The organism is Pseudomonas sp. FA117 (assembly GCF_057370475.1).
Map to the genome: position 1 here is coordinate 3,389,986 of NZ_CM170675.1, position 25,290 is coordinate 3,415,275.

General features: G+C 66.0%; 22 protein-coding genes. 13 read left to right on the forward strand and 9 right to left on the reverse strand.

What is annotated here, in order from left to right:
* Positions 1–20: 20 nt before the first annotated feature.
* Entirely contained in the window at positions 21–890 is an 870-nt protein-coding gene (locus tag AC1TXO_RS15660) for a LysR substrate-binding domain-containing protein (RefSeq protein WP_486402596.1), read from the forward strand.
* 75 nt (positions 891–965) lie between these two features.
* Here the strand turns inward: AC1TXO_RS15660 and AC1TXO_RS15665 are convergent, their stop codons facing one another.
* Positions 966–1,841, reverse strand: a complete 876-nt coding sequence (locus AC1TXO_RS15665) for a helix-turn-helix domain-containing protein (RefSeq protein ID WP_486402597.1) — start codon at positions 1,839–1,841, stop codon at positions 966–968.
* A 194-nt stretch (positions 1,842–2,035) separates the two neighbouring features.
* Between AC1TXO_RS15665 and AC1TXO_RS15670 the strand changes: the two genes are divergently transcribed.
* The 7 genes from AC1TXO_RS15670 to AC1TXO_RS15700 all read left to right on the forward strand — a co-directional run bounded on the left by AC1TXO_RS15670 (position 2,036) and on the right by AC1TXO_RS15700 (position 9,210).
* The gene (locus AC1TXO_RS15670; RefSeq protein ID WP_486402598.1) at positions 2,036–2,890 is read left to right on the forward strand and encodes a hypothetical protein; all 855 of its coding nucleotides are present in this window, start codon (positions 2,036–2,038) and stop codon (positions 2,888–2,890) included.
* Positions 2,891–3,050: 160 nt separating this feature from the next.
* Entirely contained in the window at positions 3,051–4,298 is a 1,248-nt protein-coding gene (locus AC1TXO_RS15675) for an MFS transporter (protein ID WP_486402599.1), read from the forward strand.
* A gap of 181 nt (positions 4,299–4,479) precedes the next feature.
* Complete coding sequence (locus AC1TXO_RS15680) at positions 4,480–5,313, forward strand: dihydroorotate dehydrogenase electron transfer subunit (protein WP_486402600.1); 834 nt, start codon at positions 4,480–4,482, stop codon at positions 5,311–5,313.
* Positions 5,310–6,245 (forward strand): dihydroorotate dehydrogenase, encoded by a 936-nt coding sequence (locus AC1TXO_RS15685; RefSeq protein ID WP_486402601.1) that lies wholly within the window; start codon positions 5,310–5,312, stop codon positions 6,243–6,245. Before AC1TXO_RS15680 ends, AC1TXO_RS15685 begins: the two co-directional genes overlap by 4 nt.
* Positions 6,242–7,498 (forward strand): hydantoinase/carbamoylase family amidase, encoded by a 1,257-nt coding sequence (locus AC1TXO_RS15690; RefSeq protein WP_486402602.1) that lies wholly within the window; start codon positions 6,242–6,244, stop codon positions 7,496–7,498. The genes AC1TXO_RS15685 and AC1TXO_RS15690 overlap by 4 nt, the downstream gene beginning before the upstream one ends.
* Positions 7,495–8,841, forward strand: a complete 1,347-nt coding sequence (locus AC1TXO_RS15695; protein WP_486402603.1) for a dihydroorotase — start codon at positions 7,495–7,497, stop codon at positions 8,839–8,841. Before AC1TXO_RS15690 ends, AC1TXO_RS15695 begins: the two co-directional genes overlap by 4 nt.
* Before the next feature lie 39 nt (positions 8,842–8,880).
* A complete protein-coding gene (locus AC1TXO_RS15700) occupies positions 8,881–9,210 on the forward strand; it encodes a hypothetical protein (RefSeq protein WP_486402604.1) in 330 nt (109 codons plus the stop codon).
* 116 nt (positions 9,211–9,326) lie between these two features.
* On the opposite strand, the gene AC1TXO_RS15705 is transcribed toward AC1TXO_RS15700, so the two are convergent.
* A complete protein-coding gene (locus AC1TXO_RS15705; protein WP_486402605.1) occupies positions 9,327–9,635 on the reverse strand; it encodes a c-type cytochrome in 309 nt (102 codons plus the stop codon).
* Positions 9,636–9,748: 113 nt separating this feature from the next.
* Here AC1TXO_RS15705 and AC1TXO_RS15710 point away from each other — a divergent pair, with 113 nt between their 5' ends.
* Entirely contained in the window at positions 9,749–10,642 is an 894-nt protein-coding gene (locus AC1TXO_RS15710) for a LysR substrate-binding domain-containing protein (protein WP_486402606.1), read from the forward strand.
* A gap of 110 nt (positions 10,643–10,752) precedes the next feature.
* The gene (locus AC1TXO_RS15715) at positions 10,753–11,457 is read left to right on the forward strand and encodes an SDR family oxidoreductase (RefSeq protein WP_486402607.1); all 705 of its coding nucleotides are present in this window, start codon (positions 10,753–10,755) and stop codon (positions 11,455–11,457) included.
* Positions 11,458–11,466: 9 nt separating this feature from the next.
* Here the strand turns inward: AC1TXO_RS15715 and AC1TXO_RS15720 are convergent, their stop codons facing one another.
* Positions 11,467–12,765, reverse strand: a complete 1,299-nt coding sequence (locus AC1TXO_RS15720) for an ATP-binding protein (protein WP_486402608.1) — start codon at positions 12,763–12,765, stop codon at positions 11,467–11,469.
* 6 nt (positions 12,766–12,771) lie between these two features.
* On the reverse strand, positions 12,772–13,473 hold the full coding sequence (locus tag AC1TXO_RS15725) for a response regulator (RefSeq protein ID WP_486402609.1): 702 nt from the start codon (positions 13,471–13,473) through the stop codon (positions 12,772–12,774).
* Positions 13,474–13,733: 260 nt separating this feature from the next.
* Here AC1TXO_RS15725 and AC1TXO_RS15730 point away from each other — a divergent pair, with 260 nt between their 5' ends.
* The 3 genes from AC1TXO_RS15730 to mobA all read left to right on the forward strand — a co-directional run bounded on the left by AC1TXO_RS15730 (position 13,734) and on the right by mobA (position 18,671).
* On the forward strand, positions 13,734–14,903 hold the full coding sequence (locus AC1TXO_RS15730) for an efflux RND transporter periplasmic adaptor subunit (protein WP_486402610.1): 1,170 nt from the start codon (positions 13,734–13,736) through the stop codon (positions 14,901–14,903).
* A gap of 11 nt (positions 14,904–14,914) precedes the next feature.
* On the forward strand, positions 14,915–18,037 hold the full coding sequence (locus AC1TXO_RS15735; RefSeq protein WP_486402611.1) for a multidrug efflux RND transporter permease subunit: 3,123 nt from the start codon (positions 14,915–14,917) through the stop codon (positions 18,035–18,037).
* Between the two features lie 61 nt (positions 18,038–18,098).
* Entirely contained in the window at positions 18,099–18,671 is a 573-nt protein-coding gene (gene mobA, locus AC1TXO_RS15740; protein ID WP_486402612.1) for a molybdenum cofactor guanylyltransferase MobA, read from the forward strand.
* A 14-nt stretch (positions 18,672–18,685) separates the two neighbouring features.
* Here the strand turns inward: mobA and AC1TXO_RS15745 are convergent, their stop codons facing one another.
* The 5 genes from AC1TXO_RS15745 to peaA form a co-directional block, all read right to left on the reverse strand.
* A complete protein-coding gene (locus tag AC1TXO_RS15745) occupies positions 18,686–20,368 on the reverse strand; it encodes an AMP-binding protein (protein ID WP_486402613.1) in 1,683 nt (560 codons plus the stop codon).
* Positions 20,369–20,507: 139 nt separating this feature from the next.
* Positions 20,508–21,635 (reverse strand): quinohemoprotein amine dehydrogenase subunit beta, encoded by a 1,128-nt coding sequence (peaD, locus tag AC1TXO_RS15750; RefSeq protein ID WP_486402614.1) that lies wholly within the window; start codon positions 21,633–21,635, stop codon positions 20,508–20,510.
* A gap of 32 nt (positions 21,636–21,667) precedes the next feature.
* Positions 21,668–21,991: a quinohemoprotein amine dehydrogenase subunit gamma gene (gene qhpC / locus AC1TXO_RS15755; protein WP_054891339.1), complete on the reverse strand. Its 324-nt coding sequence runs from the start codon at positions 21,989–21,991 to the stop codon at positions 21,668–21,670.
* Position 21,992: 1 nt separating this feature from the next.
* Complete coding sequence (gene peaB / locus AC1TXO_RS15760) at positions 21,993–23,423, reverse strand: quinohemoprotein amine dehydrogenase maturation protein (RefSeq protein WP_486402615.1); 1,431 nt, start codon at positions 23,421–23,423, stop codon at positions 21,993–21,995.
* Between the two features lie 48 nt (positions 23,424–23,471).
* Positions 23,472–25,037, reverse strand: a complete 1,566-nt coding sequence (gene peaA, locus AC1TXO_RS15765) for a quinohemoprotein amine dehydrogenase subunit alpha (RefSeq protein ID WP_486402616.1) — start codon at positions 25,035–25,037, stop codon at positions 23,472–23,474.
* Positions 25,038–25,290: the final 253 nt, after the last annotated feature.

Below are 25,290 nucleotides of genomic sequence, written 5' to 3' on the forward strand. Positions count from 1 at the left end.
GCCACTGTTTCGAGGTGTCCATGTCGGTTTCGCAAGCGCAACTGAAGGCCTTTCATGCCGTGGCCGAACACGGCAGCTTCACCCGCGCCGCGGAAAAACTGTTCCTAACCCAGCCTGCGGTATCCGACCAGGTGCGCAAACTGGAGGAGCGTTTCGGCGTGCTGCTGTTCCAGCGCAACAAGCGCTCGGTGCAACTCACCGATCTGGGCGAGCGACTGCTGGGCATCAGCCAGCGCCTGTTCGCCTGCGAGGCCGAGGCGCTCGAGCTGCTGCAGGACTCACGCGCGCTGCACACCGGCAGCCTGGTGCTGGCAGTGGATGCCCCGGTGCACGTGCTGCCGCAGGTCGCCCGCTTCTGCCAGCGCTATCCGGGGATCCAGGTCAAGATCGAGACCGGCAATACCGACGAGTCGCTGGCCCGGCTGTTCAGCTACCAGGCCGACCTGGCCCTGCTCGGCCGCGATGTCGATGACGAGCGCCTGTTCTGCGTGCCGATGCGCCGCGACCCGATGGTCGCGTTCGTGTCCCAGGGCCATCCATGGGCCTGCCGGGGCTCGATCAGCCTGGCCGACCTGGACGACACCCCGCTGGTGCTGCGCGAACCGGGCTCGGTGACGCGCCAGACCCTGGAAGAGGAAATGCAGCGCGCCGGCCTGCGCATCCGCCCGGCGATCCAGGTCGAAGGGCGCGAAGCCGCACGCGAGGCGGTGGTGGTGGGGATTGGCGTGGGCGTGGTCTCGGCCGCCGAGTTCGGCGCCGACTCACGGGTCTGCGCGCTGCCCATCGTCGACTGCCAGCGGCACCTGACCGAAACCCTGGTATGCCTGAGCGAGCAGCGTTCGCGACGCGTGGTGGCAACCTTCCTGCAGATGGTCGAGGAAGGGCTGTGAACGGCGCCCGAGGGCAGTCGAACACGCGGTTAGACCGCCGGCACAGTGTGGTGATGATCCTGGCCGGCTGAAGCCCTACAGTTTGGCCAGCAACGCCTGCAACTGCTGCTTGGCCTGTTCACCACTGCTGGCACGCTTGAGCAGCGCCGCGGTCATGCCCTTGTACATGTCCACCGCTTCGCTCGAGGACGTGACACTGGCGATGCCCACCTGCAGGTTGGGCAGCTCGCCCAGCCGATAGGGGCTCACCGCCACGTAGCGGGTATGCGGCTGTTCGAAGATCTGGAAGGTGGAGCTGGGCAACGTCTCGTCGATCAGGTTGATGCTCAGGCGGTCGCTGTCGGCATCGATGACCCGGATCAGGTTCTCGACCTCGCGCCGGGCCAGCAGCGCACGCTCCATGCGCACGCTCGGCGGCAGGTCCAGGCGCCCGACCAGGCCGATGTGCAGGTAGCGTTCGATCTGGCGCAGGCTGACGATCGACTGCACCTGGAATTGCTGGCGGAAGAAGGTCGACTTGCGCTCGTCGAGGATGTCGAGGATCTGCGTCTCCATCGTCACCTGCCCCGGATCCGCGTCCGTCGGGCGTGCTTCGTCGAGCATGGTCTTGAACAGCCCGGAGTATTCGGGGGTGGTCAGCAGGTAGGAGAACGGGTCGAAGTAGGAGACGATCCGCGTCGAACGCGCTTCCAGCTGACGCATGCGCTCGAAGTAGCCCAAGGCGTTGTCGAAGTACTCGGTATCGGACCCCAGCAGGCTGGACATCGACACCCGCAGCATCTCGGCGAGGCGCTCGAGGGTCTCGAGCTTGACGATCTTGCCCAGTTCCAGCCGATACACCGCTGCGCGGGAAATGCCCAGTTTGTCGGCGACCTGGTCGGCATTGAGCTGGCGGCCAATGCGAAAGGCCCTGAGGCGTTCGCCGATGGCTTGGTAATCGATCTGGCTCACGGAAACTCCGTTGTCGGTGAGCGCGGGCGCTCGATGGGCTTGACGATCCTCGGTGCCGAATGTATCAATATTTAGACAGGCAAGGTTGATCGTCTAAAAATACAAAAAACCCCGGCCGATGTCCATCCAGCGCTCACCCTGCCCCGTCTTGCACTGCCTCCATTTTCACAACAACAAGAAACGGAAGCCTACCGATGCGAATCTCCAACGCCCTGCCCGCACTCGCCTGCCTCATGCCTGCGCTGAGCCTGGCCGCAGCGCCACCGACCTTCAGCGACACCTTCGTCGGTTACCGCTACAGCAGTCATTTCTCCGATCCCGGCAAGCACCAGGACGTGGCCAAGCACATCGCCCAGTTCACCCATGTCAGCAGCTACACCCTGGGCCAGCAGTTCATCAACCTCGACGTGTTCAGGTCCGATCACAACGACCCGCGCAAGGACAGCAGCAGCGGCGCCACCGAGATCTACCTCACCTACCGCAACCAGCTGCAGCACGGGCGCATCTTCGACGCGCCTCTGGCATTCGGCCCGGTCAAGGACGTGGCGCTGACCCTGGGTTTGGACTGGAACACCAAGGACAATGCCTTCCAGTCGCGCAAACGCATGCTGTTGGCAGGGCCGACACTGAAACTCGCAGTACCGGTGGGGTTCGTCGATGTCAGCCTGTTCTACGCCCGTGAATGGAACCACTGCGGCCTGGACGCCTGCGACCTGCCCGGCAACCATTCGCGCCTGTTGTTCGACCCCTTCTACCAGCTCAACCTGACCTGGGGCCTGCCCTTCACGCTCGGGCCGGCGCCGCTTAAATTCCAGGGCTTCTACAGCCTCAATGGCAAGAAGGGCGACGACTACCGCAACAACCCGACCGCCAACGAACAGTTGATGCGCACCTCGCTGATGCTCGACCTCGGGCAGATGAGCGGCCTGGGCAGGAACGTGCTGTGGATCGGGCCGGGCTACGAGTACTGGCGCAACAAGTTCGGCAACCGCAAGGGCGAGGGTATCGATGTCGATGCCCTGTCGTTCAACCTGGAATGGCACCTGTAGACGACTGGATATTTTTTCGCCCACATCGTCCAATTATTTAGACAAGGCATCGACTGCGCAGTATGCTGATGGCGCAACCGGAGCGCCAATCGACCCTGGAACCGTCGAACCTTGCCTGCCAACCGTCTAAAAAGTTAAACAAGAACAAGAGGAATACCCGATGGCACCGCTGAACAGCCCTCCCGATACCCGTCATGACGCCTCGCCGCGCAAAGCCCTGATCGCCAGCGTTACCGGCTACGCAATGGACGGTTTCGACTTGCTGATCCTTGGCTTCATGCTTCCGGCGATCACTCTGGGCCTGGCCCTGACGACTTCCCAGGCCGGCTCGCTGGTGACCTGGACGCTGCTCGGCGCCGTGGCCGGTGGCCTGATCTTCGGCCAACTGAGCGACCGCTATGGCCGTGTGCGCATGCTCAGCGTGTGCATCCTCACCTTCTCGCTGTTCACCGGCCTGTGCGCCATCGCCCAAGGCTACTGGGACTTGCTGCTGTACCGGACCCTGGCCGGCTTCGGCCTGGGCGGCGAGTTCGGCATCGGCATGGCGCTGATCGCCGAAACCTGGCCGGCCCACCGGCGCAACCGCGCCTCCTCCTATGTCGGCATGGGCTGGCAGGCCGGGGTGCTCGCCGCGGCCCTGCTCACCCCCCTGCTGTTGCCGCACATCGGCTGGCGCGGCATGTTCCTGGTGGGGCTGGTGCCGGCGCTGCTGTCGTTCGTGATCCGCCACACCATGGGCGAGCCGGAAGAGTTCGTCAGGGCAGCGGCCAACCCGGTGTCGTTCCGCCGCCGCTTCACCGACCTGTTCAAGGACCGCGCCACCAGCAAGGCCAGTGCCGGGGTCATGGTGCTGACCTCGGTGCAGAATTTCGGCTACTACGGCCTGATGATCTGGATGCCCAGCTACCTGTCGAGCAAGTTCGGCTTCTCGCTCACGGCCTCGGGCACCTGGACCGCCGTCACGGTGGTGGGCATGGCGTTCGGCATCTGGCTGTTCGGCCAGCTTGCCGACCGCTTCGGGCGCAAGCGCATCTTCCTGCTCTACCAGGCCGGCGCGGCGCTGATGGTGGTGGCCTACGCCAACCTCAGCGACGCCACGGTGATGCTGTTCGCCGGGGCGATCATGGGCATCTTCGTCAACGGCATGATCGGCGGCTACGGTGCACTGATCTCCGACCTCTACCCGGCGCAGATCCGTGCTACCGCGCAGAACGTGCTGTTCAACGTGGGCCGTGCCGCCGGTGGCTTCGGTCCCTTGGTGGTGGGCGCGATCGCCTACCGTTATTCGTTCAGTGCCGCGATCATGCTGCTCGCCTCGCTGTATGTGCTGGCCATGGCCGCCACCTTGTGGCTGCTGCCGCCCTGCCAGGGCGCCGCGCACCGCGAGCCGCACATGGCCGAAGGCTGAGCATCTGCCGACCGTCGGCAGACTGCCCGTGACAAGTATCAAAAATTAGACGATTGTGTTTTTACGCAGTACATTGAACCCACGAAACATTGATCGAAAGTAGATATGCCGCCTCAGCTTCGAGGCGGCCTTTTCTGTTGACCATGCTGTATAAAAAATTAGACAAATGCGAGGCCACCCCATGAACGCGATATCCGCCTGCTGCCAGGCCACACCCATGACACCGCCCGACGACACCCTGGCGTGCGTGCTGTCCAACGAATGGGTCAATGACGAATACAAGCGCCTGGTGCTGCAGGCCGACGGCGCCGCCTGCCACTCCCTGCCGGGCCAGTTCTTCAACCTGCTGTGCCCCAGCGATGGCGAGCACAAGCCATTCTTCCGTCGCCCCATGAGCACCTACAAGGCCGACCCGGCGAGCGGCCAGGTGGAATTTCTCTACAAGGTCACCGGCAAGGGCACCTTCGGCCTGGAAACCCTGCAGGCGCAACAGACCGTCGAGATCCTCGGCCCGCTGGGCAACGGGTTCGTGCTCGACCCGACCTGGCGCCACATGGTCATCGTCGCCCGTGGCGTCGGCCTGGCCACCCTTGCCCCGCTGGCCGAAGCCGCCCACGCCCTGGGCATCGGCCTGACCGCGGTACTCAGCGCTCGCAGTGAAAAGAGCCTGCTGTCGCGCGAGCGTTTCGCTTCGCTCGGCGCCCAGGTCGAGGTGGTGCTCGACGAAGACGGCAGCAGCGCCCCCGCGCAGCTTGAGGCCCGCCTGCGGCAGATCATCGCCCGCGAGGGCAGCAACGCCATGTTCACCTGCGGCTCGCGGCGTCTGACCCGCCTGCTCAAGCAGCTGTGCGCGGAGCTCGGACTGCAGGGCCAGGTGGCGCTGGAGCAGCAGATGGTGTGCGGCCTGGGCATGTGTCAGTGCTGCGTGGACGTGTTCGAAGTGGATGGTTTGAAAGTCGGCAAGCGGGTCTGCCTGGAAGGCCCGGTGTTCGACCTGGTGGAGGTGGTGGCATGATCGATCTCAGTGTGAACGTCGGCGGCCTGCGCCTGAAGAACCCGGTGATGCCGGCCTCCGGCACCTTCGCCGAAGAACTTGCCCACCTGCTGGACTTCAACCGGCTCGGCGCCCTGGTGACCAAGACCATCACCCGCGAACAGCGCACCGGTAATCCGATGCCAAGGGTGTGCGAACTGGCCGACGGCATGATGAACGCCATCGGTATCCCCAGCAAAGGCGCCCAGGCCTTCATCGACAAGGTGGTGCCCTTCTACCGTGGATTCGAGGCGCCACTGATCGTCAGCGTCTCGGCGCCAACTGCCCAGGGCTTTGCCGAGCTGGCCGCACAGCTCAGCGATGTGCCCGGCGTGGCCGGCATCGAGGCCAATATCTCCTGTCCCAACATCGAAGCCCACGGCCAATCGTTCGGCATGCACGCCGACAGCACACGTGAGGTGGTCGAGCTGATGCGCCAGTGCACTTCGCTGCCGCTGTGGGTCAAGCTCACGCCCAACAGCGGCGAGATCGTCAACGTCGCCCTCGCCGCACAGGAAGCCGGCGCCAATGCGGTGGTGGTCGGCAACACCCTGCTCGGGCTTTCCATCGACATCGAGCGTGGCCGTGCCCGCCTGGGCAACTTCATGGGCGGGATTTCCGGGGCGACCATCCGCCCGCTGATGGTCCGCCTCACCTACCAGTGCGCCCAGGCCCTGGAAATTCCAGTGATCGGCTGCGGCGGTATCGCCACCGCCGATGACGCGCTGGAGTTCATCTATGCCGGCGCCAGCGCCGTGCAGGTCGGCACCGCCACCTTCATCCATCCCAAGGCCATGAACGTGCTGGTCGACGAACTCGAAGCCTACTGCCGCCGCAAAGGCATCGATGCCCTGCGCACCCTCATCGGCAGCCTCGACGATTCCCCGGCCGCCCCCTTCGGAGCACTGCCATGAGCACCTTGTGGCAGCAGCAGGCAGCCAGGCTGTTCGCCGATGTCGAACAGCTGTCGCGCGATCCGCACGAGGGCGTCACGCGGGAAAGCTACGGCCGCGGGGAAAGCGAGGCGATCGCCTGCCTGAGCGACTTCGCCCTCACCCACGGCCTGGACGTCAGCCACGACCGCGCCGGCAACGTGATCTTCCAGCGCCGTGACGACAACGGCCAACCGGCGCTGTGGGTCGGTTCGCACCTGGACTCGGTGCCCCAGGGCGGCAACTACGATGGGCTGGCCGGGGTCATCGCCGGCCTGCTGTGCCTGTGCCGCCAGGAGCGCGAAGGCGTGCGCGGCAGCCACCCGCTGCGCGTGCTCGGCCTGCGCGGCGAGGAAAGCGCCTGGTACGGCAAGTCGTACATCGGCTCGCGGGCACTGCTCGGCGGGCTCGGCTCGCAGGACCTGGCCCTGGTCAACCGCTTCGGCCCGCGCACCCTGGGCGATGCCCTGCGCGGGGTCGGTGCCGACCTGGAGGCCATCGGCCACCGGCAATGGCTGATCGAGCGCGAACAGTTCGCCGGCTACCTGGAGGTGCACATCGAGCAGGCCGAATCGCTGGAGCGCATGGGCCAGGCGCTGGGCGTGGTCCCGGGGATTCGCGGCAACCTGCGGCACAACCGCGTGCGCTGCCTGGGCGAAGATGGCCACTCCGGCGCCGTGGCGCGTGAAGACCGGCACGACGCGGTGTTCGCCGTCAGCGAGTTGATCGCACGGGTCGATGCGCGCTGGAGCGAATGGGTCGATGCCGGCAAGGACCTGGTGGTCACCGTCGGCACCCTGGGCACCAACGCCGCGCATCACGCCGTCTCGCGCATCCCGGGCGAAGTCGCCTTCAGCCTGGAGATGCGCAGCCTGCACCAGGCCACCTTGGACGCCTTCCATGCCCTGGTCCTGGACGAGGCCGGCTGCATCGAGCGGGCGCGTCAGGTGCGTTTCGAGTTCGACACGCGCATCGACACCCAACCGGCCGCCATGCACGGCCCTTGGGTCGACACCCTGCAGCGCCACACCCGTGCACTGGGCTGGCAAGGCGTGCTCACCCCCAGCGGGGCCGGGCACGATGCAGCGGTGTTCGCCAATGCCGGCATCCCCAGCGCCATGCTGTTCATCCGCAACCAGCACGGTTCGCACAACCCGCACGAGGCGATGGCCCTGGACGATTTCCTGGCTGCCACCGAAGTGCTCTACCACTCGATCCTGGAGCTCAGCGCATGAACGATCACGACGACAACTGGTTGATCCGCAACGCCACGCTGGTCAATGAAGGCCGCCGCTGGATTGCCGACCTGCGCGTACGCAGCGGGCGCATCGAACGCATCGCACCAGGACTTGCCCGGCAGCGCGAGGAACAGGTGATCGACGCCAGCGGCCTGTGGTTGCTGCCGGGGATGATCGACGACCAGGTGCACTTTCGCGAACCAGGCCTGACCCACAAGGCCGATATCGCCAGCGAATCACGCGCCTGCGCTGCCGGCGGCATCACCAGCTTCATGGAAATGCCCAACACACGCCCGGCAGCGCTCGACCGCCAGACCCTGGAAGCCAAGTACACCCTTGCCGCAGGCGCAAGCGCCGTCAACTACGCCTTCTACATGGGCGCCAGCAACGACAACCTCGAGGCCATCCGCCAGATCGACCCGGCCAGCACGCCAGGGCTCAAGGTGTTCATGGGCGCCTCGACCGGCAACATGCTGGTCGATGATCCGCTGGTGCTCGACGAGATCTTCCGCTGTGCACCGGTGCCGATCATCACCCACTGCGAAGACACCCCGATGATCGATGCCGAACTGGCCCGCGCCAAGGCCCGCCACGGCGACGCGATTCCTGCACGCGAACATCCGCTGATCCGCTCGCGCGAGGCGTGCATCGCCTCCACGCGCCTGGCCATCGCCCTTGCCCGCAAGCACGATGCACGGCTGCACGTGCTGCACATCTCCACCGCCGAAGAACTGGAACTGTTCAGCCCTGGCCCGCTGCGCGACAAGCGCATCAGCGCCGAGACCTGCGTGCATTTCCTGCACTTCAGTACCGAGGATTACGAGCGGCTGGGCATGCTGATCAAGTGCAACCCGGCAATCAAGCAGGAGAGCGATCGCAGCGCCATCGTCCGGGCGCTGGCCGAGGGCCGGCTGGACGTGCTGGCCACCGACCACGCCCCGCACCTGCTCGATGAAAAGCAGGCGCCCTACACCCAGGCGCCGTCGGGCATCCCCTTGGTGCAGTTTGCCCTGCAGACGGCACTGGAGCGGGTATTTGCCGGTGAGCTGAGCCTGGAGCGGCTGGTCGAGGTGGTCAGCCATGCCCCCGCCGAGCTGTTCCAGGTCAGCCAGCGTGGCTTCCTGCGCGAGGGTCATGCCGCCGACCTGGTGCTGGTGGACCCACGCCGCCCGCACCTGGTCAGCAACGCCCAGGTACTGTCCAAATGTGGCTGGACGCCGTTTGCCGGCACCACCTTCAGGGCAAGTATCGCCGCCACCTTCGTCAACGGCCGGCGCGTCTGGGATGGCACGCGCATCGACCCGACGGTACGCGGCCAGCGCCTGGCCTTCGAGCGCTGATAGCGATTTTCGACACACGTTTAGCGAGGTGACTTTGCAATGAATTTCTCCCTGATGGTCAACCAGTTCGCCATTGCCCTGCCAGGCACCGACTCGTTCAAGCAGGCCAAGGCGCACTGCGAGGCGATCATCCGCGACGAGCCGTTCCAGGCCTGCGCGGCCTTCCTGATCGGCGGCTTCTGCCGCAGCTATGTGCTGCTCTATGAAGACCAGGCGCTGGAGCTGGAATTTGCCCGCAGCAACCAGCGCCAGCTGCTCGACTACATGGGCCAGCTCGACCGCGCCCTGGCCAGCCAGGATGCGGCCGTGGTGCACCAGGCGCTGAACCAGGTGGTCAGCCAGTACGCGGCCAGCGACCGGATCTTCTGATCGGTGGCGCTGGCCGTCGCCGGGGCGTAGATGACTGTCATGCCTTCAGGGCCGGTCTCGATCAGAAGGACAGGTTCTGATGATTCATTGCAAGCCTCGGGACAATCTCGCCGCGCTCACTGCTGCTCGAGGATCCAGCGGGTGATGGCCTGCAGATCCTCTTCGCGGGCCTGCGCCTGGGGTGGCATGGCCAGCGTGCCCCACTGCCCCTGGCTGCCCTGGCGGATGCTCTGCACCAGTTGTTCGGCCTGCTTGCTGCCATCGCCATAACGCGCAGCGATCTCCCTCCAGGACGGGCCGACGGCACGGGCATCGAGCTGGTGGCAAGCGCTGCAGGCATAGCGCTGCATTACCGACGGCGGCTCGGCGAATACCGGGGCGCTGGCCAATAGCGAAAGGGAAGCGGCAATCACGAGGCGATGCATGGGCAGGTCCTGAACACAGTCGGGCGTAGAGGGTAGCGGCTGGCGCGATCCGGCGACAGACCCTGGCGTGCAAACTGTTATCCTGCGCCGATGCCCACCAGCCAGATCCGACCATGACCGACGGCCTGACCACCCTCCCCCCACTCAACGGCCTGCGCGTGTTCGACGTGGTTTCGCGCCACTTGAACTTCCGCCTGGCGGCCGAGGAGCTGGACGTCACCCAGGCCGCGGTTGCCCAGCAAATCCGCGGGCTCGAGGCGAGCCTGGGGATCAAGCTGTTCGAGCGCCTGCCCCGTGGCCTGCGCCTGACCGACGCGGGCCTGGGCTACAGCCAGAGCATCCGCAGCGCCTTTGCGCTGATCAGCGAAGCCACTGCCGCACTGCGCCCGCACGACCGTCACCTGACCGTCAGCGTCACCCCCACGTTCGCCTCGAAATGGCTGATTCCACGCCTGAGCTCGTTCACCGAAGCGCATGCCGAGATCGACCTGCGGGTGCTGGCCACCGACCGGCTGTCACGCTTCCAGGCCGACGCCGTGGACCTGGCCGTGCGCTACGGCCATCCACCGTTCGGCCCGGGGCTCAACACCGAGCTGCTGCTCAGGCAGCGTGTGGTCGCCGTGGCCAGCCCGACGCTGCTGGCGCAGCTGGGCACACCACGCAGCATCGAGCAACTGCAGCAATTCCTGCTGCTGCACGATGCGCATAACTTCTGGCCCGAGTTCATCGCTCGGCTGTTCGGGCAACCGACGCAGCCGATGCCGAAGAACGTGCGCTTCAACCAGACTTCGCTGGCCATCGAAGCCGCCGTGGGCGGACAGGGGTTGGCACTGTCCAGCGAACTGTTCGTGCAGGAGGACCTGCAAAGCGGGCGACTGGTGCAGGTATTCGAGCAGGCGCTGGAGATGGACAAGCACTTCTATCTGGTCTGGCCGCGCAAGGGCGGCACCCCGGCAGCACTGGAGGTGGTACGCAGCTGGTTGTTCGAACAGGTCGAATCGCACTGAGGCAATAGATTTTCTACTGAATATGCAAACCCCTGCTGCCTCCCTGCTGCGGTAGCCCGGTGCTAGGCTGATCTGCATCGAAACAGTCGGACAGCGTCTCTGGAGGCCACATGTCAGTAGAAAAAGTAGCGATCATCACCGCCGGCGGCAGCGGCATGGGGGCGGCTGCGGCGCGGCGCCTGGCGGCAGACGGGTTCAAGGTGGCGATCCTGTCGTCGTCGGGCAAGGGCGAGGCCCTGGCCAGGGAGCTGGGCGGTATCGGCGTCACCGGCAGCAATCAGTCCAACGAAGACCTGCAGCGCCTGGTCGACGCCGTGCTCGCGCAATGGGGGCGCATCGACGTGCTGGTCAACAGCGCAGGCCACGGCCCCCGTGCACCGATCCTGGAGATCAGTGACGAGGACTGGCACAAGGGCATGGACACCTACCTGCTCAACGTGATCCGTCCGAGCCGTCTGGTGACCCCGGTCATGCAGAAACAGCAAGGCGGCGTGATCATCAACATCTCCACCGCCTGGGCCTTCGAACCCAGCGACCTGTTCCCTACCTCGGCGGTGTTCCGCGCCGGCCTGGCAGCGTTCAGCAAGGTCTTCGCCGACACCTACGCCAAGGACAACGTGCGCATCAACAACGTCCTGCCCGGCTGGATCGACAGCCTCCCAGCCACCGAGCAGCGCCGCGACAGCGTGCCGCTCAAGCGCTACGGCAAAAGCGAGGAAATCGCCGCCACCATCGCTTTCCTGGCCAGCGAGGGCGCGGCCTACATCACCGGCCAGAACATCAAGGTCGACGGCGGCCTTACCCGCAGCCTGTAATCAGCCGGCTCAGCCCGCCGGCAGTCGAATCCTGAACTGCGCACCGCCAAGCGACGACTGCGCCACGGTCAAGGTCCCGCCCTGGCCTTCGATCGCCCGACGGCTGATCGCAAGGCCCAGGCCGAAACCGCCGGTGCTGCGGTCGCGGCTGCGATCCAGGCGGTAGAAGGGCTGGAAGATACGCTCGCGTTCCTCGGGCGGAATGCCGATACCGTCATCCTCGACCGTCAGCAGGCAGGCGCCGTCCGCTTCCTGCTTGAGCCGCAGCAGCAGGCTTTCGTCGCAATAGCGCATGGCATTGCGCACCAGGTTCTGCACCGCCCGTGCGGTCAGGCGAGGATCGAGGACGAAACGCGGCAGCTTGTCATCGGCGCGCACCTCCCACTTGATCCCGCGTCCGTCCAGTTCCTCGGCAAAACCGCCCAGCACGCTGTCGACCAGTTCGAGCAGCGACACCTCGACCCGCTCGCGCAACGCGTCGGCATTTTCCAGGCGGCTGTACGACAGCAGCTCGAGCACCAGCTCGTCCAGCTCGCGCACATGCCCCACCAGCTCCAGCAGGCGCTTGCGGCTGGCCGGTGGCACCTCGTCGAACAGCAGCACCAGGCCGAAATCGAGGCGGGTCAAGGGCGTGCGCAGCTCGTGCGACACCGCATTGAGCAGCTCGCGCTGCTGGTTGACCTGGCGCTCCAGGTCGCCGGCCATGGTGTCGAACACTCCGGCCAGCTCGCCGATGTTCGAGCGCGGCGAGATCTGCGTACGCTCGGCCATCTCGCCGCGGCCCAGGCGCCGCGCGGTCTCTTTCAGGCGCTCGAGGTCGCGCCAGTGCGGCCACACCCACAGCAGCAGGCAGCCGAGCATGGCCGCGCCGATCAACACGGTGACGCCCCACGACAGCACATTGATGTCGAGCGGATCCGGTGGCGAGTGCAGGCGCACCAGCCACTCCTTGTCCAGCGGCGCCAGCACGGTCTCGTAATAGCCCCAGTCGGCGATGCGCACGGCATACAGCCCATGTTCCAGGCGCGCCCGTTCCTGCGGCGCCAGGTCGGCAGCGTCCATGCGCAACAGCTCCACCTGCAGCGGGGCGAAGGCCGATGCCAGGTCCTGCTCCACCGATGGCCACTGCTCGCGCGGCGCCTGGTGGAACTGGCGGACGATCAGCGACTGCACGCCCTTGGCCTGATCGAGGTTGTAGGCCATGAAGCGTTCGTGGAACGCCCCCACGATGGCGTCGGGGATCAACAGCAAGGCGCCGGCATAGGCAACGATGATCACCAGATACAGGCGCACCAGGATCTTGAGCATGGCCCGTCAGTACTCCCACTCGACGCGGCTGAACAGGTAGCCCTTGCCCCACACGGTCTTGATCTTGCGCGCTTCGCCGGCGTTGTCGTCGAACTTGCGGCGCAGCTTGGAGATGGCCACGTCCACCGAGCGGTCGGTGCCGTTGAACTCGATACCGCGCAACTGCTGGAGGATGCGGTCGCGACTCAGCACTTCACCGGCGTTGCGCGCCAGCACCACCAGCAGGTTGTACTCGCCGCTGGACAGCTCGACTTCGGCACCGCGCCAGCTCACGCTGCGCTCGGCCAGGTTGATGCTCAGCCCGCCGACCTGGATCAGTTCGCTGTCCAGGCGCGGTTCATTGACGCTGCTGCGACGCAGCAGGGTGCGCACCCGGGCCAGCAGTACCCGCGGCTCGCACGGTTTGGTCACGTAGTCGTCGGCGCCCATCTCCAGGCCCAGGACCTGGTCGTGGCTGTCGTCGCGGGCGGTCAGCATGAGGATCGGCAGGCTCTGCGACTCCTGGCGCAGCAGGCGGCACACCTGCAGGCCGTCCAGGCCTGGCAGCATCAGGTCGAGCACCACCAGGTCGGGGCGCTGGCGGCGGAACTCGTCGAGCACGTGGTCGCCACGGGCGATGACCCGGACGTGGAAATCGTTGCGCTGCAGGTAGCTGGCAATCAGCTCGGACAGCGCGCTGTCATCTTCAACCAGAAGGATGTTCGGCATGGGGGTCGTCATGAACGGATAGGCTTGAGACATTACCGTCGCCATGGCCGGACAAGCCCGCGCCCACAGAGGCTGCGAACTTCCGTGAGCGCGGGCTTGCCCGGCGATGGGGCCAGTGCAGTCAGTTGCTCGCAGGATATAGAATCCTGCGCTCCACACCGCACGAGCCTTACACTTTTTCACACACGGCCTACACAGCTTAACAGCCCACGCGCGAGCGCCTGCCTTAGCATAGGCCTGATTCGATCCGGAAGATCCGTATGCTCATTTCCCGCTCCAAGCGCCCCCTGGCGATCCTCGCCGCGCTGACCCTGGTCCTGGCCGGCTGCAACGACACCTCCGAGCAGGACGCACAGGCGCCCTCGCCCAAGGTGCGGGTCGAGACCGTGCAACTGCAGAGCCTGGCCATCAGCACCGAACTCAGCGGGCGCATCCTCGCGCCGCGCACCGCCGAAGTGCGCGCACGGGTGGCCGGGGTGGTGCTCAAGCGGGTGTACCGCGAGGGCAGCGACGTCAAGCAGGGCGACGTACTGTTCCTCATCGACCCGGCACCGTTCAAGGCCGACCACGACAGCGCCCGCGCCGCCCTGGCCCGCGCCGAGGCGACCCTGTACCAGGCGCGCCTGCAGGAGCAGCGCTATCGCCAGCTGGTCGACGACAAGGCCGTCAGCCGCCAGGAGTACGACAACGCCCGCGCCGCCTTCCTGCAAGCCGACGCCCAGGTTGCCGAGGCCAAGGCCGCGCTGGAACGGGCACGGCTGAACCTGGGCTATGCCACGGTCACCGCGCCGATCTCCGGGCGCATCGGCCGCGCACTGGTCACCGAGGGCGCGCTGGTCGGGCAGAACGAGACCACCGCCCTGGCACTGATCCAGCAGTTGGACCCGATCCATGCCGACGTCACCCAGTCGACCCGCGACCTCAATGCCCTGCGCCGGGCCATGCGCGCCGGCGAGCTGCAACAGGTGGCCCGCGACCAGGCCCGTGCCACGCTGATCCAGGACGACGGCAGCGCCTATCCGCTGCCGGGCAAGCTGCTGTTCTCCGACATCAGTGTCGACCCGAGCACCAACCAGATCACCCTGCGCAGCGAGTTCCCCAACCCCGACCTCGACCTGCTTCCGGGCAGCTACGTGCGCGTGCGCCTGGAGCAGGCGGTGCAGCCCAAGGGCATCAGCGTGCCGCAGCGCGCGATCCTGCGCGACAGTGCCGGCGTGCCCAAGGTGCTGGTGGTCGACGACCACCAGCGCATCGACGAACGCCAGGTGGTGCTGGGCAACGCCCAGGGCGACCGCTGGATCGTCAGCGAAGGCCTGGCGCCTGGCGAACGCGTGGTGGTCGAAGGGCTGCAGCACGTCAAGCCTGGCGACCAGGTGCAGGTCGATGCCGATACCGCCGGCCACTCCATCGTTCAGCACAACGGCCAGTGAGGGCCTGATCCATGCCGCAGTTCTTCATCGACCGCCCGATCTTCGCCTGGGTGGTCGCCCTGTTCATCCTGCTTGCCGGCGCCCTCGCCATCCCGCAACTGCCAGTGGCCCAGTACCCGGACGTCGCCCCGCCGCAGGTCGAGATCTACGCCGTCTACCCCGGTGCCTCGGCGCAGACCATGGACGAAAGCGTGGTCAGCGTGATCGAGCAGGAACTCAATGGTGCCGACAACCTGCTGTACTTCCAGTCGCAGAGCAGCCTGGGCAGCGCCACCATCACCGCGACCTTCGAACCCGGCACCGTCCCTGACCTGGCCCAGGTCGATGTGCAGAACCGCCTCAAGGTGATCGAGTCGCGCCTGCCGCGCCCGGTCACCCAGCAGGGCCTGCAGGTGGAGAAAGTGTCCACCGGTTTCCTGCTGCTGGGCACCCTCACCTCCGAGGACGGCAGTTACGACGAGATTGCCCTGAGCGACCTGCTGGCGCGCAACGTGATGAACGAGATCCGCCGCCTCAAGGGCGTCGGCAAGGCCCAGCTGTACGGGTCGGAACGCGCCATGCGCATCTGGATCGACCCGGCCAGGCTGGTCGGCTTCAAGCTCACGCCCCAGGATGTGTCCGAGGCCATCGCCGCGCAGAACGCCCAGGTCGCACCGGGCAGCATCGGCGACCTGCCCGCACGGCCCACCCAGGAAATCACCGCCAACGTGGTGGTCAAGGGCCAACTGAGCACACCCGAGGAGTTCGCCGCCATCGTCCTGCGTGCCAACCCCGATGGCTCGGTGGTCACCGTCGGTGATGTCGCCCGGGTCGAGGTCGGCGCCCAGGAGTATCAATACGGCACACGCCTGGATGGCCGACAGACCAGCGCCTTCAGCGTGCAACTGGCACCGGGCGCCAATGCCATGCAGACCGCGACCCTGGTGCGACAGAAGATGAACGAGCTGTCGCACTACTTCCCCGCCGGGGTCAAGTACGACATCCCCTACGACACCTCGCCGTTCGTCAAGGTCTCGATCCAGCAGGTCATCAGTACCCTGTTCGAAGCCATGCTGCTGGTGTTCGCGGTGATGTTCCTGTTCCTGCAGAACATCCGCTACACACTGATCCCCACCCTGGTGGTGCCGGTGGCGCTGATGGGCACCTTCGCAGTGATGCTGGCGCTGGGCTTTTCGGTCAACGTGCTGACCCTGTTCGGCATGGTGCTGGCCATCGGCATCCTGGTCGATGACGCCATCGTGGTGGTGGAGAACGTCGAGCGGATCATGGCCGAGGAAGGCCTGGCGCCCAGGGAGGCGACCCGCAAGGCCATGGGCCAGATCAGCGGGGCGATCATCGGCATCACCCTGGTGCTGGTGGCAGTGTTCCTGCCGATGGCCTTCATGAAAGGCTCGGTCGGCGTCATCTACCAGCAGTTCTCGCTGTCGATGGCGGTGTCGATCCTGTTCTCCGCCTTCCTCGCCCTGAGCCTCACACCGGCACTGTGCGCCACCCTGCTCAAGCCGCTGGCCAAGGGCGAGCAGCATGCGCGCAAGGGTTTCTTCGGCTGGTTCAATCGGCGCTTCGAGGGCATGAGCAACGGCTACCAGCGCTGGGTGGCCCACGCCCTGGCGCGCAGCGGGCGCTACCTGCTGCTGTACGGGCTGCTGGTGGCGGTGCTGGCCTACGGATTCAGCCAGTTGCCGAGTGCCTTCCTGCCCACCGAGGACCAGGGCTACACCATCACCGACATCCAGCTGCCGCCGGGTGCCACGCGCATGCGCACCGAACAGGTGGCGGCGCAGATCGAGGCGCACAACGCCGCCGAACCGGGTGTGGGCAACACCACCCTGATCCTGGGCTTCAGCTTCTCCGGCAGCGGCCAGAACGCGGCACTGGCCTTCACCACGCTCAAGGACTGGTCCGAGCGCGGTGCGAAGGACAGCGCGCAATCGATCGCCGACCGCGCAACCCAGGCCTTCTCCCAGCTCAAGGACGCCGTGGCCTATTCGGTGCTGCCGCCTCCGGTCGATGGCCTGGGTGAGTCCACCGGCTTCGAGTTCCGCCTGCAGGACCGTGGCGGCATGGGCCATGCCGGGCTGATGGCAGCCCGCGACGAGCTGCTGGAAAGCGCTCGCAAGAGTAAAGTGCTGGCCAACGTGCGCGAAGCGTCGCTGGCCGAGAGCCCGCAGGTGCAGCTGGAAGTCGACCGCCGCCAGGCCAACGCCCTGGGGGTATCGTTCGCCGATATCGGCGCGGTGCTCGACACCGCAGTGGGCTCGAACTACGTCAACGACTTCCCCAACCTGGGCCGCATGCAGCGCGTGGTGGTGCAGGCCGAGGGCGACCAGCGCAGCCAGGTCGAAGACCTGCTCAAGATCCATGTGCGCAACAGCAGCGGCAAGATGGTGCCGCTGGGGGCCTTCGTCCAGGCGCGCTGGCTCACCGGCCCCGTCCAGCTGACGCGCTACAACGGCTACCCGGCGGTGTCGATCTCGGGCGAGCCGGCGGCCGGCTACAGCTCCGGCGAGGCGATGGCGGAAATCCAGCGCCTGGTCGACCGTTTGCCAGCCGGCAGCGCCCTGGAATGGACCGGGCTGTCGCTGCAGGAACGTCTCTCCGGCAGCCAGGCCCCGCTGCTGCTGGCGCTGTCGCTCCTGGTGGTGTTCCTGTGCCTGGCGGCGCTCTACGAGAGCTGGTCGATCCCCACCGCAGTGCTTCTGGTAGTGCCCTTGGGGGTGCTTGGCGCGGTGCTGGCCGTCACCCTGCGCGGGATGCCAAACGATGTGTTCTTCAAGGTCGGCCTGATCACCCTGATCGGCCTCTCGGCGAAGAACGCGATCCTGATCATCGAGTTCGCCAAGAGCCAGGTCGACCAGGGCGTCGATGTGGTCGAGGCGGCCATCCAGGCGGCGCGACTGCGTCTGCGCCCGATCGTCATGACCTCGCTGGCGTTCATCCTCGGCGTCGTGCCCCTGGCCATCGCCAGCGGCGCCAGCTCGGCCAGCCAGCAGGCGATCGGTACCGGGGTGATCGGCGGCATGCTCAGCGCCACCCTGGCGGTGGTGTTCGTGCCGGTGTTCTTCGTGGTGGTGATGCGCCTGGCGGGAAGGGGGCGAGCCAGGGCGGACCACGCCGTGAGCGACGACGCCTGACTGGACAAGCCGGGCATTGAGTGAGAGGGTTCCGGGCATCGACTGTCCGGAGCCCTTTTTCATGCCTGCCGCCCTGCCCCCCTGCTCCATCCTCATTCTCGCCGGCGGCCGTGGCCAGCGCATGGGCGGGCGCGACAAGGGCCTGGTGGCCTGGCGCGGCGAACCGCTGGTGGCGCACCTGCACCGTGTGGTGCGGGGATTGAGCGATGACCTGGTAATTTCCTGCAACCGTAACCAGCAGGCCTATGCCGTCTATGCCGACCAATGCGTGGGCGATGCCGAGGCGGATTATCCCGGACCACTGGCCGGGGTCATTGCCGGGCTCAAGGTGGCCAGGCACCCCTGGGTGGTGGTGCTGGCCTGCGATTCGCCGCGGGTCGACCAGGCGCTGATCGATGCACTGCGCGAGTTGGCTGCACGCCATGACAGCGCTGCGATGGTGCGCCAGGAGGGCTGTTGGCAGCCGATGTTCAGTGTCTTGCCGACACACCTGTTGCCACGCCTGGAACACGCCTGGCAGGCCGGTGAGCGGAGCCTGCAGCGGGCCTTGTCACGCGAACCGCTGAAGGGGCTGGAATGTGCCGCCGACGATGAGCGGCTCGGCAACTTCAACAGCCCCGAGTGGTTAGCTTGACCGTAACGGCCCCATCAACCGGCTGACACCCCACCCAGTTCCTCGACACTGATCTCGCGCATCCGAAACTTCTGCACCTTCCCGGTCACCGTCATCGGAAACTCGTCGACGAAACGGAAATGCCGCGGCACCTTGAAGTGCGCAATCCGCGCCCTGGCCCACTCGCGCAACTCATCTGCACTGGCGCTATGCCCTGGATGCAGCCGCACCCAGGCGACGATCTCCTCGCCATACTTGTTGCACGGCACGCCGATCACCTGCACGTCGGCCACCGCCGGATGGGTGAAGAAGAACTCCTCGAGCTCGCGCGGATAGATGTTCTCGCCGCCGCGAATGATCATGTCCTTGCTGCGCCCGACGATCCGCACGTAGCCCTGCTCGTCCATCAGCGCCAGGTCGCCGGTGTGCATCCAGCCATCGGCGTCGATGCTCCCGGCAGTGGCTTCGGGATTGTTCCAGTAGCCGAGCATGACGCTGTAGCCACGGGTACACAGTTCGCCAACCTCGCCGCGTACAAGGGTGTTGCCATCGGCATCGATGACCTTGCTCTCCAGGCATGGCTGGGTACGGCCCACGGTGGTCACACGCACCTCCAGGTGGTCCTGCGGGCCGGTCTGCAGCGACACCGGGCTGGTTTCGGTCATGCCGTAGGCGATCTGCACCTCGGCCATGTGCATCTCGTCGATCACCCGGCGCATCACCTCGATCGGACAGGTGGCGCCGGCCATGATCCCGGTGCGCAGGCTCGACAGGTCGAATTCGTGACGGCGGGGATGGTCCAGTTCGGCGATGAACATGGTCGGTACGCCGTACAGCGCGGTGGCGCGCTCCTCGGCCACGGCCTGCAGGGTGAGCAACGGGTCGAAGGCGTCGCTTGGGTAGATCAGCGTGCTGCCGTGGGTCATGCAGCCCAGGTTGGCCATGACCATGCCGAAGCAGTGATAGAGCGGCACCGGCACCACCAGGCGGTCGTGCTCGGTCAGCCCCAGGCTCTCGCCGACCATGTAGCCGTTGTTGAGGATGTTGTGGTGGCTGAGTGTCGCCCCCTTGGGAAAGCCCGTGGTGCCGGAGGTGTACTGGATATTGATCGGCTCGTGCCGACGCAGGCTGGCCTGCCGGCGCGCCAGTGCATCGATGCTGACTTCACCGGCCCGCGCCTGCAGTTCAGCCCAGGCGAGAAAACCCGTCGGTGGCTGCGCCGCCAGGCTGATCACCCCCCGCAGCTCGGGCAAGCGCTCGTCGTGCAGCTCACCGGGCCGACTGGCAGACAGCCGCGGCAGCAGGCCCTGGAGCATGGCGTGGTAGTCGCTGGTCTTGAAGGCATCGGCGCAGATCACCCAGCGACAGCCGGACTGCCCCAGGGCGTAGTCCAGCTCGCTGCTGCGGTAGGCGGGGTTGATGTTGACCAGGATCGCACCGATCTTGGCGCTGGCGAACTGGGTGATGCACCACTCGGCGCAATTCGGCGCCCAGATGCCCAGGCGATCCCCCGCCTGCAAGCCGAGCGCCATCAGCGCACGGGCGTGCCGGTCGACGGCGTCGGCCAGTTGTCGCCAGGTGTAGCGCAGTTGCTGGTGACGGACCACCAACGCCTCGCGATCGGGGAAGCGGGCGACGGTGGCGTCGAAGGCGTCACCGATGCAGTGGTTGAGCAAGGGCTTGCCGGGGTCGCCCTGGGTGTGACTGGGGTGGGTCATAGAGAGGGCCTGATAATTATTGTGTTGTTTAGGCGGGCCCTATCGCGGGGCAAGCCCCCTCCCACAGTTAACCCTCTGCCTACAGTGGATACCTGTGGGAGCGGGCTTGTCCCGCGATAGGGCCGTCACAGACGACCGATTACCTGACGAACACCTGCGGCGTGGTGGTGGACATGTCACCCCCGGGCAGCTTGATGTTCTTCACCTTCTCCAGGGTGTCGGGGTCGAATACCGCCAGGTCGTTGAAAGTCCCGCCCAGGTAGAGCTTGTCGCCCGCCTTGTCGAAGGTCACGCAGTAGTAGGTATGGTCCAGGTTCGCCGCCTTGACCAGCTTGCGTTGCTTGATGTCGTACCGCGCCAGGCGGTTGAGCACGCCATACATCTGGTTCGGATCCTTGGGCGAGCGCAGCCCGGTGAAATACAGCTCGGTCAGGTCGGCGAACTCCTGGGTGTGGGTCTTGCCGGTCTTGAGGTCCACGCTCAGGTAGCCGTACAGCAGCTCGGCGGTTGCCGGATCCTGTTTTTCATCCTTGAACCTGGCGATGGTGTACAGCATCGAGAACTCGTGGCGCGGGCTCTGGTGGGGCCAGAAATACAGCACGTCCGGAGCGCTGTAGCCCTTACGGTTCCAGGTACGCAGCGGCAGCGCCACTTCCTGTTTGCCGGTCTTGACGTCCATCTTGTAGATATCCGGCCCGGCCACGAACAGGCTGCCATCGTCGGCTGCGCGCATCAGGTAGACCTGGCGCGGCATGGGGAAGGTGCGCACCGGCTTGGCCCCCACGCCATCGGCGGTGCTGAACACTTCCAGGCGCGGCGGCTTGACCACGTAGTGGTCGTTCAGGCGCTGGGTCGGGTTGACCGTGGCGTACACTTCCTTGCCGTCGGGGCTGATGGCGAAGGAGTACATCGCCTTGCCCACCTCGCCCGGCACGCTCGACAGGTTGGCATGGAAGGTGGTTCTGCAACTGTCCAGGTCGATGCCGTAGATGTCGGCGTAGTGGTTGTTGAGGATGTAGGCGGTGCGGTTGTCCGGCGCCATCATCGCCGTGCCCGGACCGAAGGCGTCCGGCAGACGGCAGCTCTTGAACAGCGTGTCGCTGGCCACATCGACCACATGCAGGTTGTTGGGGTAGTTGGTGGCGATCAGGTATTCATGGCCGGGCTTGAGGGCCGGGCCGACACTGTCGTCGGCAGCGTGGACGGCCATGCTCCCGGCGACGCAGGTGGCGGTCAGCGCCAGTTGCGCGCAGAGTCCAGGTTTCATGCGGTGTCCCCTTGTCGTTCTTGTCGGGCCGTTCACTTGTCTTTCGGGAAGACGGTGCCGAGGTTGCGCCAGTCGTCCTGGGAGTTGCTCGCCTGCGCGTTCCAATCCTGGTAGGTGCTCATCATGTCGGGCACCTGGGCCGGCCACCAGCACGGGTCGGAGCAGCCATACAGGTCGGCCTCCATGGGCTGGCACAGCGAGCTGACACCGCCGAAGGCGTCCACCTCCCAGCCCGGGTCGGTGGTGGCAGTGCAGCCGGCCACCGCGCTCATGGCCATGACTTCTTCCACGCGGTCTTCGGCGGCAGCCTGTTCAAGAATGCGCGCCTTGTTGTTCAGGGGCTTCAAGTGCTTCATGTCAGTGTGCCTTGCGTGGAGTGATGTAGCGGTCGATGAACGCCGGGTTGGCGGCCATGATGCGGCTGTAGACCTCGATGCCGAAGTCGACCCAGTCGCGCATCAGTTCGCAGTAGTGGTAGGTCGGGTGCTGCGGATCGCCATAACGCGCGTAGCTCTCGTGATAGCAACCACCGGAGCACAGGTTGCGGATGCGGCAGCTGTCACAGCCAGTGCCACTGCGGTCCAGGCGCTGGGACAGGAAACCGTTGAGCTCGACCTGCTTGACCGCCGTGTGCACGTTGCCGAAGGTCGGCAGGCTGGAGCCGGTGAAGCGGTGGCAGAGGTTCAGCTCGCCCTCATGGTCGACCGCCAGCATCTTCAGGCCCGCACCGCACGGCAGGGCCTTCTTGTGCCCTTCATGGATATCGGTGATCAGTTGGTGCAGGTTGGAGAAGCCGATGTTGCGATGCTCCAGCGCGGCCGCCAGGTACTGGCGCCCCAGCGCCTTCATGTTGGCGAACACCTGCACCAGTTCCTCGCCGGTGAGGTTGAAGTCGGCCATGTCGCCGGAGGTCACCGGCGCGAAGCCCACCTCGGCAAAGCCCAGCTCGTTGAACAGATGGTTCCAGATGGTCTCGACATCGGTGATGCCCCGGGTGAGGGTCACCCGCGCGCCGACCGGGCGGCTGTCGTAGCGTGACAGCAGCATGACGGCCTTGCGCCGCACCACATCGTAGGTGCCCTGTCCGCCCACGGTGATGCGGTTGCGGTCGTGCACGGTCTTGGGCCCGTCGATGCTCACCGACAGGCCGAAGCGGTGGGCGTTGAGCCAGTCGACTATCTCTTCGGTGAGCAGCGTCGCGTTGGTGGTCATGATGAACTCGACCTGCTTGCCGGCCTCGGCGAAGCGCCGCTCGCAGTACGCGACCATGTGCTCGATCAAGGGCCGGTTGGACAGCGGCTCGCCGCCGAAGAACACCACGCTGTAACGCGTCTCGTCAGGCGATTCCCTGAGCAGCATCTCCACCGACGCCTCGGCGGTGTCGATGCTCATCTTGCGCCCCGCCGAAGGCTTGTCGAGGTCTTCCTTGTAGCAGTAGGTGCAACTGAGGTTGCAGCCGGTGTTGACGTTGAGCACCACGGTATTGAGCGCCGTGCGCTCGACCTGCCTGAGGGCGATTTCCGGGGTCAGCGGCGAGCCGTCGCTGACCAGTTCCAGCGCGATCAGCTCGCGCAGGGTGTCCTGGATATCCTCCCCGGCGAATTGCCGGCCCAGGCGCTGCATCAACTGCTCGGCCGAGCAGCCCTGTTGGCGCAGGGCGTCGATGATGCCGCCGGTCACCGCGTCGGCGGTGAACAGCGAACTGCTGGGAATGTGGAACAGCATGCGGTCGGCATCGACCTGCACTTCATGCAGGTTGCGTTCGACCAGGTTCAGTAATGCGCCCATGGCGATCTCCCGATAATCGATTCGTTGGAATACCCTGACCGGCTGCCCCTACGGCAGCGGCGGATTGTTCCAGCGCTGAACGGTGACGATCAGGTGGCCTTCGCCGGTCTGGCCGCCGTCGGCCAGCGTGGCGATGACCTTCAGGTTGCCGGCGTTGTTGGTCATCATCTTGCGCGCCGGGTTCGGCCCGGCACCGCCCGGCACGAAGACGCCATCGGCCTGCATCTTGCCGGCAAACTTGAGGTCTTCGTCCTCGACCGCACGCTCGTTGAACGGCTCGACCTTCCAGTTCGCCGGCAGATAGCCGATGCGCAGCGGCTGGCCGCTGGCATCCTTGCCCCAGGCCTCGGCCTCGAAGCGCCCCTGGACCTTGGGCACCGAAGCCCCGTTCTCGCCGATCCGGGCGATGGAGAAGGCCGGCACCACCTTGACCTCCTCGACCTTGTCGTAGACCGCGAGGCTCAGGCCCTTGAGCGTACCCAGCGTGACCTCGCGCTGCCCCGGCGCGGCATCGGCGCCAGCGCGGGCCTTGACCCGGACCAGGGTCGGGGTCTGCTCGAGCACCTCGGTCACCTCGACCCCGGCGCCCAACTGCGGCGTGCCCGCCAGGTCGGTGCCGACCAGGGTGATCTCGCGCTCGCTGCCCGCCTTGATGTAGGCCGGCTGCACGGCCAGCAGGCGGGCCTTGCCCTGCTTCGCCGCCGTGAAGTCCAGACCGCGCTCGTCGTGTTCGGCCTCGAACATGCGCCCTTGCATCTGGCCGTCGAGCGCAGCGAAGACCTGGCGCAGGTTGCTGTCGCCGATCTTTACGTTGCCGCGCCATTCATAGCCGTTGTAGAGGATCGCCGAACCGCTGCCATTGAACGGCGTTCCGTCGGCGTACTGACCCTTGACCTCGACCTTGAAGCTGTCGCCCTGTTCAGCGCTGACCGTCATCACGCCCCGGACATCGCCTTTGGCGAGCATATGACCACTGAACGCCCACTGCCCCGACAACGCGTCAGCCTTGGGCTTGGCTTTCTGCCACGCGCTCCAGGCAGGACTTTCCAGCGGGAAGCGCCTGGCCAGGTCCGGCACCACCTGTTTCAGGGCAATCTCCAGCCAGTCGCGGTCGCGTGCCTGGGCCTGGTATTCGAGGGACGGCCACTGGCCAAGGTGGAAGTTGACCAGGTGTTCCCACTCCTGCGCCGGGCGGCGCTGCAGGGCGACACGAGCGCCGGAATGGCAGCGGCCACAGGTCTCGGCGAGCTGGGTGTCGAAGTGCTCGACGGTATTGAGCCGACGCTCCATGGCGTAGCGCACGCCGTCGGTTTCGCTGGGCGCCAGGCCCTGCTGGTCGGCGAGGTACTTGACCAGTGTGCGACGCTCGTCGTCGCTGATCTGCAGCCCGTGCATGACCTGCATGCGGGCGATGCTCATCAGCCAGCCCTCGGGGGTCTTGCGCTGGTGACTGATGCGACTGTAGGCATCGTTGCCCTCGGGGATATGGCAGCCCATGCACTTGTTCTGCAAAATCGCCGGGCCCTGCTCGGCCGCCAGGGCCTGGGCGCTCAGCAAGGCGGTGGCGACCAGCGCCAGTGTGCCCGCCTGCCGCCGGAGTCGAGTCGTCTTCAAGGTCAGACCTCCACGGTGTCGTTCTTATCGTTATCGCACGCTTGGATACCGCCGGTGCATGTGACAGAGGCAATACAGGAAGTGTGCCAGGAGTTTGAAAGTGGCGTTGTTTCAGGGACTTGAGCTGCTTTGGGCGGTCTGCCACAAGGCGTTGCTACGGGTTGGAACGTCCCAATTCGCGACAGGTTGTTTCAGGTTGAGACAGGGGTATCGGAGGTGGCCTTTTCGCGGGCAAGCCCGCTCCCACTGGTTG

Bases quoted from the DNA above. Each gene is read 5' to 3' on its own strand.
- AC1TXO_RS15700 (WP_486402604.1), top strand. From the start codon at position 8,881: ATGAATTTCTCCCTGATGGTCAACCAGTTCGCCATTGCCCTGCCAGGC.
- AC1TXO_RS15690 (WP_486402602.1), top strand. From the start codon at position 6,242: ATGAGCACCTTGTGGCAGCAGCAGGCAGCCAGGCTGTTCGCCGATGTC.
- peaD (WP_486402614.1), bottom strand. From the start codon at position 21,635: ATGAAACCTGGACTCTGCGCGCAACTGGCGCTGACCGCCACCTGCGTC.
- qhpC (WP_054891339.1), bottom strand. From the start codon at position 21,991: ATGAAGCACTTGAAGCCCCTGAACAACAAGGCGCGCATTCTTGAACAG.
- AC1TXO_RS15685 (WP_486402601.1), top strand. From the start codon at position 5,310: ATGATCGATCTCAGTGTGAACGTCGGCGGCCTGCGCCTGAAGAACCCG.
- AC1TXO_RS15710 (WP_486402606.1), top strand. From the start codon at position 9,749: ATGACCGACGGCCTGACCACCCTCCCCCCACTCAACGGCCTGCGCGTG.
- AC1TXO_RS15670 (WP_486402598.1), top strand. From the start codon at position 2,036: ATGCGAATCTCCAACGCCCTGCCCGCACTCGCCTGCCTCATGCCTGCG.
- AC1TXO_RS15715 (WP_486402607.1), top strand. From the start codon at position 10,753: ATGTCAGTAGAAAAAGTAGCGATCATCACCGCCGGCGGCAGCGGCATG.
- AC1TXO_RS15695 (WP_486402603.1), top strand. From the start codon at position 7,495: ATGAACGATCACGACGACAACTGGTTGATCCGCAACGCCACGCTGGTC.
- peaB (WP_486402615.1), bottom strand. From the start codon at position 23,423: ATGGGCGCATTACTGAACCTGGTCGAACGCAACCTGCATGAAGTGCAG.
- AC1TXO_RS15680 (WP_486402600.1), top strand. From the start codon at position 4,480: ATGAACGCGATATCCGCCTGCTGCCAGGCCACACCCATGACACCGCCC.
- AC1TXO_RS15705 (WP_486402605.1), bottom strand. From the start codon at position 9,635: ATGCATCGCCTCGTGATTGCCGCTTCCCTTTCGCTATTGGCCAGCGCC.
- AC1TXO_RS15735 (WP_486402611.1), top strand. From the start codon at position 14,915: ATGCCGCAGTTCTTCATCGACCGCCCGATCTTCGCCTGGGTGGTCGCC.
- AC1TXO_RS15675 (WP_486402599.1), top strand. From the start codon at position 3,051: ATGGCACCGCTGAACAGCCCTCCCGATACCCGTCATGACGCCTCGCCG.
- AC1TXO_RS15730 (WP_486402610.1), top strand. From the start codon at position 13,734: ATGCTCATTTCCCGCTCCAAGCGCCCCCTGGCGATCCTCGCCGCGCTG.
- mobA (WP_486402612.1), top strand. From the start codon at position 18,099: ATGCCTGCCGCCCTGCCCCCCTGCTCCATCCTCATTCTCGCCGGCGGC.
- AC1TXO_RS15660 (WP_486402596.1), top strand. From the start codon at position 21: ATGTCGGTTTCGCAAGCGCAACTGAAGGCCTTTCATGCCGTGGCCGAA.
- AC1TXO_RS15745 (WP_486402613.1), bottom strand. From the start codon at position 20,368: ATGACCCACCCCAGTCACACCCAGGGCGACCCCGGCAAGCCCTTGCTC.
- AC1TXO_RS15720 (WP_486402608.1), bottom strand. From the start codon at position 12,765: ATGCTCAAGATCCTGGTGCGCCTGTATCTGGTGATCATCGTTGCCTAT.
- AC1TXO_RS15725 (WP_486402609.1), bottom strand. From the start codon at position 13,473: ATGCCGAACATCCTTCTGGTTGAAGATGACAGCGCGCTGTCCGAGCTG.